Raw genomic sequence first — 17,193 nt, 5'->3', positions numbered from 1 at the left:
TGGAATCCTGAATTTGAAAATGCAGCGGGCAGGCATATGCCTGTCCCCTGCACTTCCTTGTCATGCTATATTCACTTTACAATTAGATTACAGAGAATTCAATACGATTCGATGTGTATCTCTTGCAATTACCAATTCTTCGTTCGTAGGAACGACGAGAACGTCCACTTTGGAATTCGCGGTTGTGATACGACGTGGTTCTCCCGAGCGAATCGCATTCAGCGCTTCATCCAGTTCAACGCCCAGGTACGTGAGCTGCTCACATACTTTTTGGCGAAGAACAACGGAATTTTCACCTACACCAGCCGTAAATACAATCACGTCTACACCGTTCATTGCTGCTGCATAAGAACCGATGTATTTACGCAGACGGTATTCATACATCTCGAATGCAAGCGTGGAGTTGGCATCGCCAGCCTCCATACCCTCCGTGATTTCACGCATGTCGCTGCTGATGCCGGAGATTGCAAGAAGTCCGCTATGTTTGTTCAACATGGAGTTTACTTCGCTCACGCTTAGTTCTTCCTTGTTCATAACATAAGGTACAATTGCCGGATCAAGGTCACCACTACGTGTTCCCATCATCAATCCTTCGAGTGGAGTCATCCCCATGGAAGTATCTACGGATACGCCGCCCTGCACAGCAGTTACGCTACCACCATTACCGACGTGGCATGTGATGATCTTCAGATCTTCCAATGGACGATCCAGGTATTCAGCTGCTGCCTTGCTTACGTAATCATGGGAAGTACCATGTGCGCCATAGCGACGAACCTTATACTTTTTGTAAAGCACACGTGGAATGGCATACAGATATGCTTTTTCCGGCATCGTTTGATGGAAAGCCGTATCAAAGACCATGACCTGTGGTACGCCCGGCATATTCGCTTCAGCCGCACGAATACCCATCATTGCTGCAGGGTTATGCAGTGGAGCCAGATCGAAAAGGCGGCGGATTTCTGCTTTGGAAGCAGTATCGACCAAGGCCGATTCCTTAAATGCTTCACCACCATGAACCACACGATGTCCAACAGCCTGGATTTCATCCACAGAACCGAGCACACCGTTTTCTTTGTCTGTCAGGATGTCAATAACTTTACGAATCGCTGTTGTATGTTCCAAAATTTCGCTAACTTCGGTAACATCCTCACGGCCCGTTGGTTTATGTGTCAGAATGGAAGAATCCATCCCGATCCGTTCTACCAGACCTTTTGCCAATACGGATTCATCCGTCATGTTATACAATTGATATTTGAGCGAGGAACTCCCCGCATTAATTACGAGTACTTTCACAGCCGGTCACCATCCTTGTCGTACTTGAAGAATCCTTCGCCTGTTTTGACACCCAGGTGTCCTGCACGCACCATTTTTTTCAGGACCGTGGAAGGACGATATTTCAACTCACCGAATTCACGGAACATTCTTTCGAGTGCAGCTTCTACCGAATCCAGTCCGAAACGGTCTGCCATCTCAAGTGGTCCGTGCTGGAAGTTATATCCGATACGCATAGCGTCATCAATATCTTCAGCGGAAGCGACACCTTCCTGCAATACATGCAGTGCTTCGTTTATCAAAAGACAGATCAGTCTGGACGTAACAAATCCAGGCGATTCATAGATCATAACGCCTTTTTTGTCTGCTACTTCTTCCACAAAACGTCTAGTTTCTTCAAATGTGGAATCTGAGGTTTTCAGACCACGAATAATCTCTACAAGATCAACCCGGGAAACCGGGTGAATAAAGTGCATACCAATAACACGCTCTGGGAATTTGGTCGAGCTTGCAAGCTCAGTCAAACTCAGCGTGGATGTATTACTTGCAAGAATAACGTTGCTTGGGCAAACTTGGTCGAGTTGACTAAATACCGCTTTTTTCGCGTCCAGATCTTCGGAAATGGTCTCAATAACCATATCGCAAGATCCGAGTTCAGCCAAATGAGCAACTTTGGTAATACGGGAGAGAATCAACTTCTTCTCCGCTTTCGTAATAGCCCATTTCTCCAGTTGTTTGTCAAGATTGGTCTCAATCATGTTATATGCATGATCCAGCTTCTCCGTCGTATGCTCCACCAGAAGCACATCAAGTCCTTTGGCTGCAAGCATCTGGGAAATACCTTGTCCCATCGTGCCGCCGCCGACAACTCCTATCTTTTTGAAAAACATGGTTCTGCTCCATCCTTTCGGTTCTCTATTTCTCTATTGTACCCTGTTCGCCGAAAATTACAAATTTCGACCCAACATATAATAATATCTTAGCACGAGTGAAATGTAAAAAAAAATAACCGACATAAATAAATTATGCCGGTAGAAGGGCGCTGTCACGAAATTGACAACGAAATTGATCGCCAGACAACACTTCTTCCCTGAGCAGCGTGTCAAGGGAATTGTCGAATATTGTCCGCTGTTCTTCAAGCAATTGTTTGGTCTGTTCCATCAGGTCTTGCAGGATCAATTTGTTCTCCCGCATCAATTCTTCCGTCGTTACCATATCCATATTAACAATACCCAACGAAGTAAGTCCGGAAGCCATCATCGTCTGTACCACATTCGTTGCTTGTTCAAAGTCATTACGTGATCCTGTACTGCGTCCACCGTAATACATTTCCTCTGCTGCCGCACCACCGAGGGCAATCATGATCTGCTCTTCCAGGAAACGCTTTGTGTACAGAAATTGTTCTTGCTGCGGGTTATGACGTACATATCCCAGTGCCTGTCCACGCGGACTGAGTGCCACCTGACTCACACTGCCAGGACGAACCAGTTCAGCCATAATGGCATGTCCCAATTCATGAATAGCCACTCTTTTTTTCTCTTCCACGCTGGATTCGCGGTCCGTCTTCTCACCCATCATTACTTTATCAATTGCAAGGGACAGATGACGCTGTTCAATGTTGAGCAGCCCGTCTCTCATCGCATAAATTGCAGCTTCGTTCATCACACTTTCCAGCTGTGCTCCAGAGAAGCCATAGGATTCTTCGGCTGTCTTCTCAAGATTTACCCCTTCCAGAAGAGGCTTATTGACTGCATGCAGCTCCAATATGTGTTTTCTGCCTTTTTTATCCGGCAAGTCCACCTGAATATGACGGTCAAAACGTCCTGGACGCGTCAGCGCGCTATCCAGCATTTCTTTTCGGTTTGTAGCAGCGATCACGAGTATTCGCGGTGTTTCGGAAGAGTAGATGCCATCCATTTCCGTCAACAGCTGATTCAGCGTCTGATCATATTCACGCTGTTGTCCACCTTCCCGTTTTCCACCGATCACATCAATTTCATCGATAAATATAATAGCATTTTCTTTATTTTCTTTTGCAGCACGAGTTCTCGCATCCCGAAACAAATCCCGTATTCTGCCGGCACCCACACCGACATACATTTCAACAAACTCACTGCCTGAAGCAGCTACAAAAACAGAGTCGGTATAATGAGCAGCAGCTTTGGCCATCAAGGTTTTACCTGTTCCTGGAGGACCTGTGAGCAGGATCCCTTTCAAAGGACGAATACCAAACTTCTGAATTTCCTCATGTCGAATGAGAAAATCAAGCGCTTCCCGCAGCTCCTGCTTCGCACTTTCCTGACCGCCAATTTCTTCAAAAGTCAGCTTGGACGGTCCTTTTTTCTTGCGTTTGCGTTCCTGACCCGCACCCACCGTAATTCCACCACGCATTTGCATCATGAGCAGCAAAGCTCCCACAATCATTGCAGCGATCAGAATGGGAATCATGTTTACACCGATAAAAGCGAGAAAGATAATTAATACGGGTACAAATCCAATGGCAATTTCTTTCGTCCATTTAGGCATTTGGCCACACTCCTATCTGACCGGGCACACGCGGCAGAATAATAAACTTGCTGGCATCTCCATCTCTGAGGCTGACATATACATTATTGTCATCCATGGCTGTGTTTACCTTGATCCCATTCGTAGCCATTTTAGACAAGGTTGGTGTAATCTCGGTGTATTGTTTGCTCTCCATAGCCTGAGCTACGGTAAACATGGCGCTACCCCACCAGCTTTCCAGCGCTTCGTTGGAATGATCCACGACATCCAGCTTCAACGAACGAGTGCCAATCAGGGTTTGTCCTTCTTTGTGAATATATTGTACCAACCTGCCCAAATCAACATCCGGCTGCAGATCGAGTTTCAACTGTACATCATTGCGGTTAATAGTTAATTGTACATCATTGACTCCATCGTACTGGGTAACCATCTTTTCAATTGGGCTTTGCACAGCCACATGACGATACACAAACCAACCTCCAAACAACACAACGGCTGAAATGACGGCAGTCAGAGCAATAGGCAATACTTTTATCTTCAAGTGAGTTACCCCTCCTAAAATTTGGCCCATTCTATAGCATGTAGGCAAGAATATGAATATGTGTACGTAAAGTCCTGTGATGCGTTTAACAGGATTTATTTGTGTTTGATGTATCCTTGAATACATATTTGAGTATATCACATCGTATATACAATATCTAAGGCGAAAATATGAATAAATTATTAATTTTAACTATTCAAATCCAAAATGATCAAGAAAACACGTCAAAGAACCGGTCCAGTCGGGTTTCCGTCTGCCGGTTCTTTACTGTATTCTTTTTAGAAAATAGTACGTCTGCTGATTCTAGCTATTCGGAATCGTATAGACTAGGTCAACCTGTTCCCCGTTACTAAAGCGGTAAAAGCGATAATAATTGTGAGTAGCATCGTTATAATATACTTGCCATACATAGATTCCATTCACAACACCTGGCATGATTCGTTTGATCTCCCCGCCTGGAACTTCAGAGCTGAACCGATTTCGAATCTGTGCTTCAGACATGCCGTTCTTCAGCAGTTCACTGTGCACCGCATTGGTCCCTGTCACAGGCTTGTTATTTTCATCAAACTTGATCCACACCAATACATCCTGGTTATCCTTATTTTTACCGATCAGGGTCCAGTATATGTTGTCTCCGCCGTCTTTTTGCCCCCAGACATACTTACGCAGGTCTTCGTGTGACGTAATCCCGACCTGTTCCTGGGCCACCTGTATGGCCAACGCCTCTTCCTTGCGCTGATCCTGGGTAACATAGACATAATAACGCTGAAGTCCAAACAGAATCAGAACCAGGAGCAGCAGCGAAATCCATATCCACTTCTTTTTTTTCTTCAAAAGCCGAACTTCCTTTCCCTATGACGATGCTGTCCTTGGAATTAACGGGCAAGCAGACCGTCAAATGCCAGTTGAGACTCACGCAAAATACGCTCTTCATCCATCGTAAGACATTCGCCATGTTTAACCACTTGTTTACCATCCACCCACACATGCTCTACATCTTTGGCTGATGCAGAGTATATGGTATGGGAAATCAGATCCGTATGCGGATAGAAATGGGCTTGTTCAATATTCAAGGCGATGAAGTCAGCCTTCATGCCTGTTTGCAGTGCTCCTGTATTGTTCAGGAATATGGATTTGGCACCATACGAAGTTCCAAGCAGAAGTGCTTCCCCTGCTGGCACTGCGGTAGGGTCACCGGACACACCTTTGTGAATCAAAGCAGCAAGTCTCATCTCTTCAAACATATCGAGGTTATTGTTACTTGCTGGTCCATCTGTTCCGAGGGACACGGTCACCCCTGCTTTCAGCAGATCAGGTACTCGTGCAACACCCGAAGCCAATTTCAGGTTACTGCCTGGATTGTGGGAAACTGCTACATCATGTCGTGCAAGAATTTCGATCTCCTCATCATTCAGATGTACCGCATGTGCAACCAGAGATGGACGGGAGAAAAATCCTAGCTTCTCCAGATGTGCAACCGGACGCAGACCGTAGTCAGCCACGTTCTGTTCCACTTCACGAAGCGTTTCAGACATATGCGTATGCAAAGGCAGATTCAGGTCATGAGCAACCTGTACCAGCTTCTCTATGTAATCCGGAGGGCAAGTGTAGGGAGCATGTGGAGAAATTACGGTTGTAATTCTTCCGTCTGCTTGTCCATTCCATTGACGGGCAAATGCTGCGGATTCTTCCAGCTTGCGCTGTTGTTCTTCCGCTGAGCAAAGTCCGATTACCCCACGTGCCAGAGCAGCACGAACGCCGGATTGTTCCACCACTTTTGCAACCTGATCCATATGATCATACATATCCAGGAATGCTGTTGTTCCACCTTTCAACATTTCAAGTACGGAAAGTGATGTGCCCCAATATACGTCTTCAGACGTCATTTTGGCTTCCATTGGCCACATTTTCTCCTGCAACCATACTTGTAATGCCAAATCATCTCCATGACCTCTCAGAAGCGACATGGCTGCGTGACCATGCGTATTGATCAGACCCGGCAAGAAGAGCAGTCCTTTTCCGTCCACCTTTGTCAGACTTTCGTCTCCTTCCGGCAAAGTCTCACCAATATGCACAATCTTGTCATTCTCGACAACCATATAACCTTGAACCACTTTCCAATTCGTGCCCTCACTGACGGCAAATTTGCCGTTGTGAATTACCCATCTATTTGTCGTCATCTTCCTCGTCGTCCTTTCCGTTCTCCAAATAATAAGCAAGGCTAAGCAGATCCGTCGTAAAATCGGCATGATGAATGCGAATATGCGGCGGGGTCTTCAGGATCGTTGGCGCAAAATTCAGAATCGCTTCAATTCCTGACTCAATCAACTGATCGGCAACATTTTGGGCTTCCGTATCCGGAACCGTGATAATCCCTATACGAATGTTATCTTTTTTGACCGAATCCGTTAATTCATTCATCGGTTGCACCGTCAGACTGTTGATTTGACTTCCAATCTTCGGACCGTAGGCATCAAATACAGCGACAATTTTCATGTTGTCTTTGAGGTAGGCATTGTAATTGGATAAGGCGTGTCCTAAATTACCTGCTCCGACAAGAGCTACATTGATCTGCTGGTCTATTTTCAGAATATGGCGGATCTTCTCGATGAGATATGAAACGTCATATCCGATCCCTTTACGACCAAAGTCACCGAAGTAAGCCAGGTCTTTACGAATCTGAGCCGGATTCAAATCCAGTCTCAATCCAAGTTCTTGTGAAGAAACCGTATTGACTTCGCGCTGATGCAGTTCATTCAAATAACGCAAGTAAACAGGCAATCTTCGCACCACGGCTTCCGAAATTTTATCTGATTTCATTCATTGCTCCCCCTTACCAAGGCCACGATAGATAGATGAAAAGATGAGCACCCTGTCTAAAACGATGCAAAAAGATGACTGAATTAAACAGGATGCTCTTTGTTATATAATGGATAATTGCTTAAATTACTTCTTTAATCGCTTTACTCACTATTCATGAAACGAATGAATGATATTGCTCAATTTTACCGCCAATTAGTGGCTTCATGCAATCATATAAGCTACAGAGCATAGCTGTTATTGCTGTTCATCGGTTGGTCTCTCAAGCCATTCCGAAATGCGAGGAACCATCTGCTCTGTGAGCATGTGTTCCATTTTGGGACCTGGTAATGAATATAAAAAGTACTTGCCATAATATGCTTCAATGACACGTGTATCGTATACAATCACAATACCTCTGTCTTTGCCCGTACGAACCAGTCTGCCGAATCCCTGTTTGAAGCGGATAACGGCTTGCGGCACGGACAGCTTCATAAACGGATTTTTCTTCTGTTGCTGCAAAAGCTCACTCTTCGCTTCAACTAATGGGTGATTTGGTGGCTGGAACGGCAGTCTGACAATCGCAAGACAGGTCAGAGCCTCTCCAGGAATGTCCACTCCTTCCCAGAAGCTGCTTGTGCCAAGAAGTACAGTTGCTTTCGCATCTTGGAAGCGGCGTGTAAGCTTGGAACGGCTGCCGCTGTCCACCCCTTGCCCGAGCAAAGAGATATCATTACCTGACAAGGCCTCCTTAAGCGGGTCATAGACCTGGCGCAGCATGCGGTAGGAGGTGAACAACACCATCATGCGTCCACGAGTCGCGATAGCCGTTTCCGCGAGCGAATGCACGAGCATATCCACAAAGTGGGCATCACCTACACTGCCCTTCACACTTGGGAAATCACGCGGAATGACGAGCAGGGCCTGTTCGCGATAGTTGAATGGTGACGGCAGCATGGATGTCAACAAGCGGTTATTCTCGGCAGCTTCCTGCAAGCCAAGCTGTTCGATCATGAATTGAAATGACTTGTCAACGGAGAGCGTAGCCGATGTAAGCACAACGCTTTTCTTTTTATCAAAGAACATATCCTTCAATTGCGCACTGACATCGACAGGAACGGCATAGAGCTGCAGTGATTTACTGCGGAACTGGCCGCTAGCCTCCATCCAGTACACGGTATTGGCATCATCCATTCGCATGAAGAAACGCAGATTATCCTTGATCGTTGCCAAGTCCTTGAGCAGTCCTGAGATATCCGTAATCAGACTATCGGACTGATAATCATCCTGATCTTCTTTCACTTCAAGCAGCAGCTTGTCGCCTTTACGAATCAAATCACCTAGGGTTACATAGATTTGGTTTTCTACGTCCTGCAATTCCTGCCATTTGGCCGGTTTTTGCGAAGGCTTCAGTCTAAGTGAAAATTGTCCAGTCTCGCCTGGAGAAGCATCGCTACGTTCAGGCAGCAGGCCAAACAGTGTATCGCTTAGTCGATCCCATATCTCCTTAACTTCAACGGCAAGCGGGAACATCTGATCAATCATGGAGCCCCACTGTACCGAATTTTCATGACCCGACAGTTGAGAACGAAGCATCGGAAGTTGGCCATTACGGCTATCTTTAAACAGTCGGGTCAATGTATGAACCAACGTAAAATATTTCATGTGAAGACCAAGATGCTTACCTGCTACATCCTCCAGATGATGTGCCTCATCAATGACAAGACTTTCGTAGGCTGGCAGCAGCTGATGTGCTGCTTTGACATCCGTAAACAATTTCGAATGATTCGTTATGACGATATCGGACAGCCCGGCTTCATGTTTGGCCCGATGATAGAAACATTTACGGAACCAAGGACAGGAGCGTCCAAGACAGGATTCAGACTCACTCTGTACCGTCTCCCAGAAGTCTCCACCGCGCCCGCTTAGATTAAGCTCCTCGTCGTCTCCAGTCTCCGTCTGGGTAAGCCAGACAATCATCTGAGCTGCTGTAAAATAATCCTCTTTCGGTGTAGCGAATTCACGTTTATTGATTTTATGCTCAAACTTACGCAGACACAGATAGTGCCCACGTCCTTTGAACACCGCTGCCTTGAACGGGAACGGAACCACTTGGGTCAGCATAGGAATATCCCGCTCTCTCAATTGCTCCTGCAGGTTGATGGTATGTGTGCTGACCATGACTTTCTGTTCCTGTTTCACACTTTCATAGATAGCAGGCAACAAATAACCAAGCGATTTGCCTGTACCCGTTCCAGCTTCAATCAATAGATGCTTCTCTTCATCCAACGCTTGTCGTACACTGCTGAACATCTGAGTCTGCGCCTCGCGCTCCTCATAATGGTCCAGCGTCTCCTTCAGGTTATCTCTAACCTGATCCATAAACTGCTCAAAACTTACGTTTTCCAGCGGGTTACCCTCCCGCTCATCACGTGGTGAACCTATATCAGTCCAGTCACTCACGTTCAGGGCGAGCTGGCGATAATACGTATGACCATCCAGGTCCTGAATCGGCTCTGATTCCTTCTCAGTACGCATTCCGTCGAAGAACCAACCCAAGTCGCTATCTTCTGGCGCAAACAGATCACTGAGGCGCTGAATCGTGATCAGAGGCAATGCACGCAGCTCATCGAGACACTTCAGTAATACAAAAGCTGTCGCAAGAGCATCACTGTCTGCCTGATGAGGGCGGTCATGCTGAAATCCGAATTCTGAAGACACATATCCGAGTTGATAAGAGCCCAGTGATGGGAACGTGATCTTCAGGAAATCAATCGTATCCAGAATACGTCCGGTGAACGGCAGGTAACCGCAGCGATCGAGTGCATTTTGAAGAAAGTGAAAATCAAAAGCAACGTTGTGCCCAACAAGAACCACATCGTCGAGCAGCGGAACCATCTCCATCATCATCTCTTCCAATGATGGAGCATCCGCTACATCTTCATCAGTAATACCGGTTAACCCCGTAATAAACGGAGGAATCGGTACACCTGGGTTCACATAAGAACTATATATTTGAGTTATGCTGTAGTCATGATCTATGATGGCAAGTCCGGCTTGTATAATCTCACCGTCGGACTGCGTGCCGGTTGTTTCGAAATCCAATACGGCAAATTTCATTGCAATGTACGGTCCCTTCCATTCCAGTCTATGTTACAGCATAGCAAAAAAAAGGGCATTTGAAAATTAACTGACAAAAAAGGCGGTGTCCCCTCCGCTATGCCAGAGGAGGGAACACCGTCTTTATGCCGCCGAATGGCCCTTAATTTAAGGCTGTCAGCTGATTTGCATATTGCAATTTTCCGCTGTTTAATCGACAGGCTTCCATGTTATACAGCGGTTCGGTCAACGTCGGGTCATACTGAAGCGCCTGCGCAAATAGTGAACATGCACCTTCAGGATTCGCGAGTTTAGCCTCAATACAGCCCAGGACGTTACATACCAGTCCCTTCAATCTCGGCGAACCGTTCAGATGCATAATCCGCTGCAAGTGTATTCCAGCTTCCTCGGTTTGTTCCAGGTTAAGTTGAGCAAGAGCCAGGTAAAATCGAGTCAATGCACTTTCCGGATAGTCGGTCACAACCCTGGAAAATTGCATAATAGCCTGCGGGTACATTTGCAGTTTGAAATAACCCTGACCGCGACTGAAACACTCTAGATGCAGTTCTGGCAGTGCGGTAACAGCTTCCTGTTCAGGCTCAAGGGAGGCGGGCTTATCTTTATCCAATTCCCGTTCCCTTACCTGGCTCATTTTTTCTTCAAACATCAGCCACTCATCAATCATCCCGTCACTCATCCGCTTAAGCAAATTCCACTTTTGCAGCAATTCCTGTTTGTTTAGGCCTTCAGCAGAAGGGTAGCGCTTGATAATTTCATCTAACATGTCGTTCATTTCTGCGAAAACATGCTGGAACATCGATGCATCCCCACCCTTGAAAAAATGGATTAGTGCAGTGACCTGTACTCATTTTTTGTAGAATGGGTCGATTTCATTCCCCTTACCAGTCGATTACATAATCGTCGCATGAACTTCGTGCTTCATCGTTTGCACAGGTTTATTCTGTCCATCCACAAATACAACTGTAGGTTTGTGATTATTTGCCTCTTCTTGAGACATCATTGCATATGAAATGATAATGACGGTATCGCCAGGTTGAACCAGACGGGCTGCTGCTCCATTCAAACAGATGACTCCACTTCCACGTGGTCCTGGAATGACATAGGTTTCCAGACGGGCACCATTGTTGTTATTCACAATTTGTACTTTCTCATTTTCCATTAGATCAGAAGTTTCCATCAGATCTTCATCAATGGTAATGCTACCCACATAGTTCAGGTTTGCTTCTGTAACGGTTGCCCGGTGAATTTTGGATTTCATTAGTGTTCTAAACATGGGACAGCACCTCCGATTTTTGCAGTCTAATATTGTCAATCAATCTGGTTTTGCCGAATTTTACTGCAAGTGCGATCAGCAGATCGTCCCGGCCATGAACTTTTTCCTGATCCGCAAGTGGCTCCAAACTTGGAAAAGCCTGAATTTCAGCATAATCAATCACGGCCATTGGTGAACGTTCAATGTTCTGGCGCAATATGCCGCGGATATCCGCTGCTGTCATCGCCGTCCCTGCATCTACAGCTTCCTGTGCCACACGCAGTGCCTTGGACAGAACAAGAGCTTCCTGACGTTGTTCGGTGCTGAGGTACACGTTGCGAGAACTAAGCGCCAAACCATCACTTTCACGGACAATAGGACAAGGTACAATCTCTACTGCCATGTTCAAATCGTTAACCATCTGTTGGATCACAGCAACCTGCTGTGCGTCCTTCATACCAAAAAATGCACGCTGCGGTTGTACAATATTAAACAGCTTCGAAACGACTGTAGTCACTCCGTCAAAATGACCCGGACGGGAAGCACCGCATAAGCGATCCGTTAAACGGGAAACCGATACGGTCGTTTGTGTAGGCTGTGGATACATCTCTTCAACAGAGGGAATAAATACGATATCCACTCCTTTTGCACGTGCTGTTTCCACATCTCTGGCTTCATCCCTGGGGTAACTGTCAAAGTCTTCATTGGGACCGAATTGAATCGGATTTACAAATATGCTCAAAACCACGATATCACTTTGTTGTTTGGCCGCATGCATCAAACTTGCATGGCCTTCATGAAGAAATCCCATCGTAGGCACAAGTCCTACAACCGACTCTCTGGACTGAATCGACTGACGCTGCAAGCTAAGTTCTTGTCTTAATTCTGCGATTGTCCGTATCACTTTCATACGCTGGTCTCCACCTTTTCTTTACGTTGTCCGTACAGTTGATCTAGAACGCCGTCAGCAGCGGTAAATACATGCTCTTCGGCCGGGAACGAACGGTCCTTAACTTCTTTCACATAGGATTCAATGCTATTGCGAATCAATGTACCTACGTCTCCATACGTTTTGACAAAGCGTTTTGGCGTGTATGGGGAAGCATACTGAACCACATCATGGAATACCAGTACCTGACCATCACATCCTCTGCCTGCGCCTATACCAATCGTAGGAATAGTCAGTTCTTCCGAGATCGCTCTTGCCACTTCTTCAGTGACCAATTCCAGTACAATGCCGAAAGCTCCGGCCGCTTCAAGCGCCTTGGCCTCGTCCAAGAGACGTCTGGCATCTGCAGCATCCTTGCCCTGAATGCGATAACCACCAATTTGATTCACGGATTGAGGAGTCAGTCCAATATGTCCAAGAACAGGCACACCAGCTTGAACAACCGCTTTTACCGTATCTGCGATTTCGAGACCGCCCTCCATCTTGACCGCATGTGCATGTCCTTCCTGCATCAGGCGACGGACACCTTTGAGTGTCTCGTCCACGCTGCCATGGTACGTCATAAAGGGCATATCAGCAACGATAAACGTATTTCCCGCACCACGCACTACAGAGCGTGTATGGTACACCATATCGTCAATCGTAACAGGTAAGGTAGAGTTATAACCCAGCACCACGTTCCCCAGTGAATCACCCACCAGAATCAGATCGATACCTGCTTCCTCAGCCAATTGAGCTGTCGGATAATCGTAAGCTGTAATCATACTGAGCGGCACGCCGTCCTGCTTATATTTTTTCATTTTCACAATATTCAATGCTTGTTTGTTTGCCATCTTTCGCCATGGCTCCTCTCATCTTTTCAATTTAAACGCAACAAAAAAACCTTTTAGTTTCCACTAAAAAGTCCCGAAAAGTCAAAAAAGAGTCACTTGCGATCGTCCCTTCTGTCTCGGTCCTCTTCGGCTCAGAGCAGAATCCAACAACTCACTTTATTCATTTATTACCATTCCTGCCTTGTCACTGCAACAAATGTGAAGCAGAACAAAGCATACTATTGCCGGAGTGCAATTCGGTCTGTAATAGCCGATATCGCCTCACGAACACAGTATACCAAAGTTCTGCCCAAAGTTCACGTCTTATGTTCATTTTGACGGTGTAAATTCGACAAATTGTTTAATTTACCAATGAAACTTCACCAGAGTAAACCGAGACACGCTCACCGTTTGGCTTCTCCACAATCAATGCTCCAGAAGGATCAAGGCCCATTGCTGTACCTTCGATGATGCCCTGTGGATTAGCCACCTTAATTTCACGATTCATGGATACGGACAAAGCTTCCCAGAGTGAAGAGATCACACCGAAGCCTTCCTTTTGATATAAAAAATACAAACGCTCCAATTCCGAGAGAATGGCCGCTGCAAGTCTAGTCCGGTCTATGGTTTGTCCCGTCTCCATTTTGAGTGAAGTTGCAATGGATATCAAATCTTCAGGGTAATCCTTCGAATCGAAGTTAACATCAACGCCTATGCCCGCTACACAATAACGCACTTCGTGATCTTCAACAGTTGATTCAAGCAGTATCCCACATACCTTCCGACCAGCTATCAAAAGATCATTAGGCCATTTGATCCCGGCATCTGCACCTGTATATGACCGAATAGCACGACACACGGCCACACCCGTTAATAAGGTCAGCTGTGGTGTATTTTGCAGAGCAAGTTCCGGGCGCATAAGAACGCTCATCCAGATACCTCTCCCGGGTGGGGAGAACCATTTACGCCCAAAGCGGCCTCGCCCTCCCGTCTGTTCTTCCGCCAGAACAACTACTCCTTCGCTCTGCCCTTGCTCAGCCATCTGCTGAACATCACCTTGGGTGGACAACGTGGAATTCAGGATTATGGCTTTCCGGCCAAACACTGTTGTTTCCAGTGCCAGCTGTAGCGCAGTGGCATCAATGCTGTCCGGTTGAGTGACCAAGCGGTACCCTTTGCGTGATACGGCTTCAAACTCATAACCCATGTCACGCAGTTTGTTTACGTGCTTCCACACGGCCGTTCGGCTAATGGACAGGTTGCGACTGATCTCTTCACCAGACACAAACTCTCCCTCTGCATTCAGCAACATATGTAACAGATCCTCATGCTTTGTCATCTGCAGCCACCCGCTTTACTTCGTTGGTCAGCATATCATGCTGATTCGCTATATTTCCGATCGCAGTCTCTCTTAGGAGATGTTTCATCAATTGTCCCAGCCATGGTCCGCCCTTGCGTCCAAGTTGCTGCAAAACGTTCTCACCCGTAATATGCAGATCTTTCAGTTCATACACCTTCATGGATTGACTCCATGCAGCACCTCGGGACTGTATTACAACAATCTGTTCTTCGTGCAGAACCTCATGTTCTCGCCAGCCTGTTGGAAGCAGTCGTTGAATCATGAGCCAGTCCTCTGTCGCCTGACGTCCGCTTGTCAGCACAGTTACAATCCATTCTGAACGCAGTGCCTCTTCGTCCTTCTGCTCTTGTACGACAGCCTTGACCATCTGTTCGACCTGGAGAACTCCACTGATGCGGGAACGATCATCATTAGAAAATGTCCATTTTCGAAGTAATGCATCTGCTTCATCCCTGGTATAATGGCCGGCAATCAGCAGCATAGACCAGCGTAATAATACGTTCTCTTCTATCAATTGCTCCATATTGGACAGGAGGCTTTTATTGAATCGTTCCATGTGGATTGGTGCCTTCACATGCGCCAGCGCCTGGCTGCGAAACAGCAATTCCAGACCGTGCAGCGGATGTGGGCCTGCCATCATTTTCACCATTTCGGTACGTACTCTTTCCATCGCGATATGTTGTAGCAGATCCTTTTGTCGAATTAGCCCCTTCCAGGTGTTGTGGGCAATTTTAAAATCAAATACCGAAGCAAAACGAACACATCGAAGCATCCGCAACGCATCTTCACCGAAGCGCTCAGTCGCCAATCCCACACATCTGACCCGTCCATCCTGAATATCCAACTGTCCACCAAAAGGATCAACGATATTTCCATCCCAATCCACAGCGAGAGCATTCATCGTGAAGTCACGCCGCTGCAAATCCTCTTTGACATCCTGCACAAAATGAACGGCAGCAGGTCTTCGATTATCCTTATATTCGGATTCGGTGCGGAATGTCGTAACCTCAAAGTAAAAGCCTCCTGAACGTACAGTAACCGTTCCATGCTGGAGGCCCGTAGGAATACAATTTGCGAACAATTCCATGACTTGCTCAGGGGAAGCTGACGTGGTGATATCCATATCATCCACGCGACGTCCCAGCAATTCATCACGCACACAACCACCTACCCAGTAGGCGTCGTACCCTTTATCATTTAATGTCCGCAGCACCTGTTCACTTTGTCTTGCCATTTCAGGATCTACCTGTGTCCATTGAACCACTTATTATCACCTCATAAATACGTGTTGCTTGGTGTGGCTTACACAGATATATTTCCGCGATGGAACCATCCGATCTAATAATCAGCCACAAATCGGCTTCAGATTCGGAACTTCACGTCCCAGCACGCGGTAGTATATTTGTTCATATTCATGCCGAATGGCATCATTGCAGAAATCATGGTGTGCCCGTTTCAAGCATGCTTCTCTGAAATCCGCTGTCAAACGGTCGTCTGTCAACAAACGAATTGTGTTCTCCGCCATTGATTGTGTGTCGCCGATTGGAGACAAAAATCCGGTCTTGCCGTGCAATACCAGTTCAGGGATCCCCCCTGCCAGTGATCCAATGGTAGGTACGCCACAAGCCATGGCTTCGAGCGCCACAAGTCCGAAGCTCTCCTTCTCCGACGGCAGCATCAACACATCAGCCATTGAAATGACTTGCGCAATATCATCCTGCTTACCCAGAAAATGAACCTTGTCATTCAGTCCAAGCTCATTAATCTTCCATTGAATCTTCGGTAAATCTGGTCCTTCTCCAACAAATAACAGTTTGGAAGGTACCTGTTCCTGTACCTGACGGAACACCTCCACCACATCCTGTGTTCTCTTCACAGGGCGGAAGTTAGAGATATGCATCAGTATTTTTTCGTGGGGAGCTGCGAAGTCTCTACGCAGACTTGCTGCATCACGTGGATAATAGATTCTTTTATCAATAAAGTTATAGGTCAGGTCGATGGGACGTCTAATATCCAGCAAATCGATTGTTTCACGAATCAAATCCTGGGATACTGCCGTAACAGCATCACTCTCGTTAATGGCAAGTCGAATCAAATCCTTCAACGACTCATCCTGTGCCAGTACGGTAATGTCTGTTCCGTGTAACGTTGTTACCACCTTTAAATCCTCACCAACCATTTGCTTTGCCAAAAAGGCACATACCGCATGTGGCACCGCATAATGGACATGTAGCAGATCCAACTTCTGTGCTTTGGCTACTTGCGCCATCTTCGTGGCCAATGAGAGATCATATGGCGGATAACGGAAGACGTAATAATCATTGACCTCAACTTCATGATAAAAAATATTTTTCTGGAATGTACCCAGTCTGAACGGGATACTATTAGCAATAAAATGAACCTGATGACCCTGTTCGGCAAGCAATTTGCCCAGCTCCGTTGCGACAACGCCAGACCCTCCGAGGGACGGATAACAGGTAATACCGATTTTTAGCTTTTGATCCATCCGGTGGACGCTCCTTTAATCTCCCGCTTGTGCAGGTTGATGTAATGCAACGGAAATGCAATTGATAACTAATTTAT

At 46.5% G+C, this 17,193-nt stretch carries 15 protein-coding genes; all 15 read right to left on the bottom strand.

Translation table 11 applies throughout. The features are described from left to right. Nucleotides 1-87 precede the first annotated feature (87 nt). The 15 genes from P5G61_RS11495 to bshA all read right to left on the bottom strand — a co-directional run bounded on the left by P5G61_RS11495 (nt 88) and on the right by bshA (nt 17,116). Nucleotides 88-1,293 (bottom strand): acetate/propionate family kinase, encoded by a 1,206-nt coding sequence (locus P5G61_RS11495; protein ID WP_079349388.1) that lies wholly within the window; start codon nt 1,291-1,293, stop codon nt 88-90. Further along, nucleotides 1,290-2,162, bottom strand: coding sequence for a 3-hydroxyacyl-CoA dehydrogenase family protein (locus P5G61_RS11490; protein WP_024630618.1), 873 nt, complete (start codon nt 2,160-2,162; stop codon nt 1,290-1,292). The genes P5G61_RS11495 and P5G61_RS11490 overlap by 4 nt, the downstream gene beginning before the upstream one ends. Nucleotides 2,163-2,295: 133 nt before the next feature. Continuing rightward, nucleotides 2,296-3,798 carry an AAA family ATPase gene (locus P5G61_RS11485; RefSeq protein WP_024630619.1) on the bottom strand — a complete coding sequence of 501 codons (1,503 nt, stop codon included), beginning with the start codon at nt 3,796-3,798 and terminating at the stop codon, nt 2,296-2,298. Further along, on the bottom strand, nt 3,791-4,318 hold the full coding sequence (locus tag P5G61_RS11480; RefSeq protein ID WP_301246520.1) for a hypothetical protein: 528 nt from the start codon (nt 4,316-4,318) through the stop codon (nt 3,791-3,793). The genes P5G61_RS11485 and P5G61_RS11480 overlap by 8 nt, the downstream gene beginning before the upstream one ends. Nucleotides 4,319-4,621: 303 nt before the next feature. After that, nucleotides 4,622-5,152 carry a cell wall elongation regulator TseB-like domain-containing protein gene (locus P5G61_RS11475; protein WP_301246519.1) on the bottom strand — a complete coding sequence of 177 codons (531 nt, stop codon included), beginning with the start codon at nt 5,150-5,152 and terminating at the stop codon, nt 4,622-4,624. A gap of 41 nt (nt 5,153-5,193) precedes the next feature. Then, a complete protein-coding gene (locus P5G61_RS11470) occupies nt 5,194-6,498 on the bottom strand; it encodes an amidohydrolase (RefSeq protein WP_094936986.1) in 1,305 nt (434 codons plus the stop codon). Beyond that, nucleotides 6,485-7,138: a redox-sensing transcriptional repressor Rex gene (locus tag P5G61_RS11465; protein ID WP_053780717.1), complete on the bottom strand. Its 654-nt coding sequence runs from the start codon at nt 7,136-7,138 to the stop codon at nt 6,485-6,487. The genes P5G61_RS11470 and P5G61_RS11465 overlap by 14 nt, the downstream gene beginning before the upstream one ends. Nucleotides 7,139-7,375: 237 nt before the next feature. Further along, nucleotides 7,376-10,237 carry an ATP-dependent DNA helicase DinG gene (gene dinG / locus P5G61_RS11460; RefSeq protein WP_024630624.1) on the bottom strand — a complete coding sequence of 954 codons (2,862 nt, stop codon included), beginning with the start codon at nt 10,235-10,237 and terminating at the stop codon, nt 7,376-7,378. 142 nt (nt 10,238-10,379) lie between these two features. Continuing rightward, the gene (locus tag P5G61_RS11455) at nt 10,380-11,009 is read right to left on the bottom strand and encodes a tetratricopeptide repeat protein (protein ID WP_301246516.1); all 630 of its coding nucleotides are present in this window, start codon (nt 11,007-11,009) and stop codon (nt 10,380-10,382) included. 117 nt (nt 11,010-11,126) lie between these two features. Next, nucleotides 11,127-11,510, bottom strand: a complete 384-nt coding sequence (gene panD / locus P5G61_RS11450) for an aspartate 1-decarboxylase (protein WP_024630626.1) — start codon at nt 11,508-11,510, stop codon at nt 11,127-11,129. Continuing rightward, complete coding sequence (gene panC, locus P5G61_RS11445; RefSeq protein WP_024630627.1) at nt 11,503-12,399, bottom strand: pantoate--beta-alanine ligase; 897 nt, start codon at nt 12,397-12,399, stop codon at nt 11,503-11,505. The genes panD and panC overlap by 8 nt, the downstream gene beginning before the upstream one ends. Next, nucleotides 12,396-13,271, bottom strand: coding sequence for a 3-methyl-2-oxobutanoate hydroxymethyltransferase (gene panB, locus P5G61_RS11440; RefSeq protein ID WP_079349393.1), 876 nt, complete (start codon nt 13,269-13,271; stop codon nt 12,396-12,398). The genes panC and panB overlap by 4 nt, the downstream gene beginning before the upstream one ends. A 340-nt stretch (nt 13,272-13,611) precedes the next feature. Further along, entirely contained in the window at nt 13,612-14,589 is a 978-nt protein-coding gene (locus P5G61_RS11435; protein ID WP_301246514.1) for a biotin--[acetyl-CoA-carboxylase] ligase, read from the bottom strand. Continuing rightward, nucleotides 14,576-15,874 carry a CCA tRNA nucleotidyltransferase gene (locus P5G61_RS11430; protein WP_301246513.1) on the bottom strand — a complete coding sequence of 433 codons (1,299 nt, stop codon included), beginning with the start codon at nt 15,872-15,874 and terminating at the stop codon, nt 14,576-14,578. Before P5G61_RS11430 ends, P5G61_RS11435 begins: the two co-directional genes overlap by 14 nt. 81 nt (nt 15,875-15,955) lie before the next feature. Then, entirely contained in the window at nt 15,956-17,116 is a 1,161-nt protein-coding gene (gene bshA, locus P5G61_RS11425) for an N-acetyl-alpha-D-glucosaminyl L-malate synthase BshA (RefSeq protein ID WP_301246512.1), read from the bottom strand. Nucleotides 17,117-17,193: the final 77 nt, after the last annotated feature.

This window comes from Paenibacillus vandeheii (assembly GCF_030433635.1).
Classification (GTDB): domain Bacteria; phylum Bacillota; class Bacilli; order Paenibacillales; family Paenibacillaceae; genus Paenibacillus; species Paenibacillus vandeheii.
This window is presented reverse-complemented; position numbering and strand designations above follow the sequence as displayed.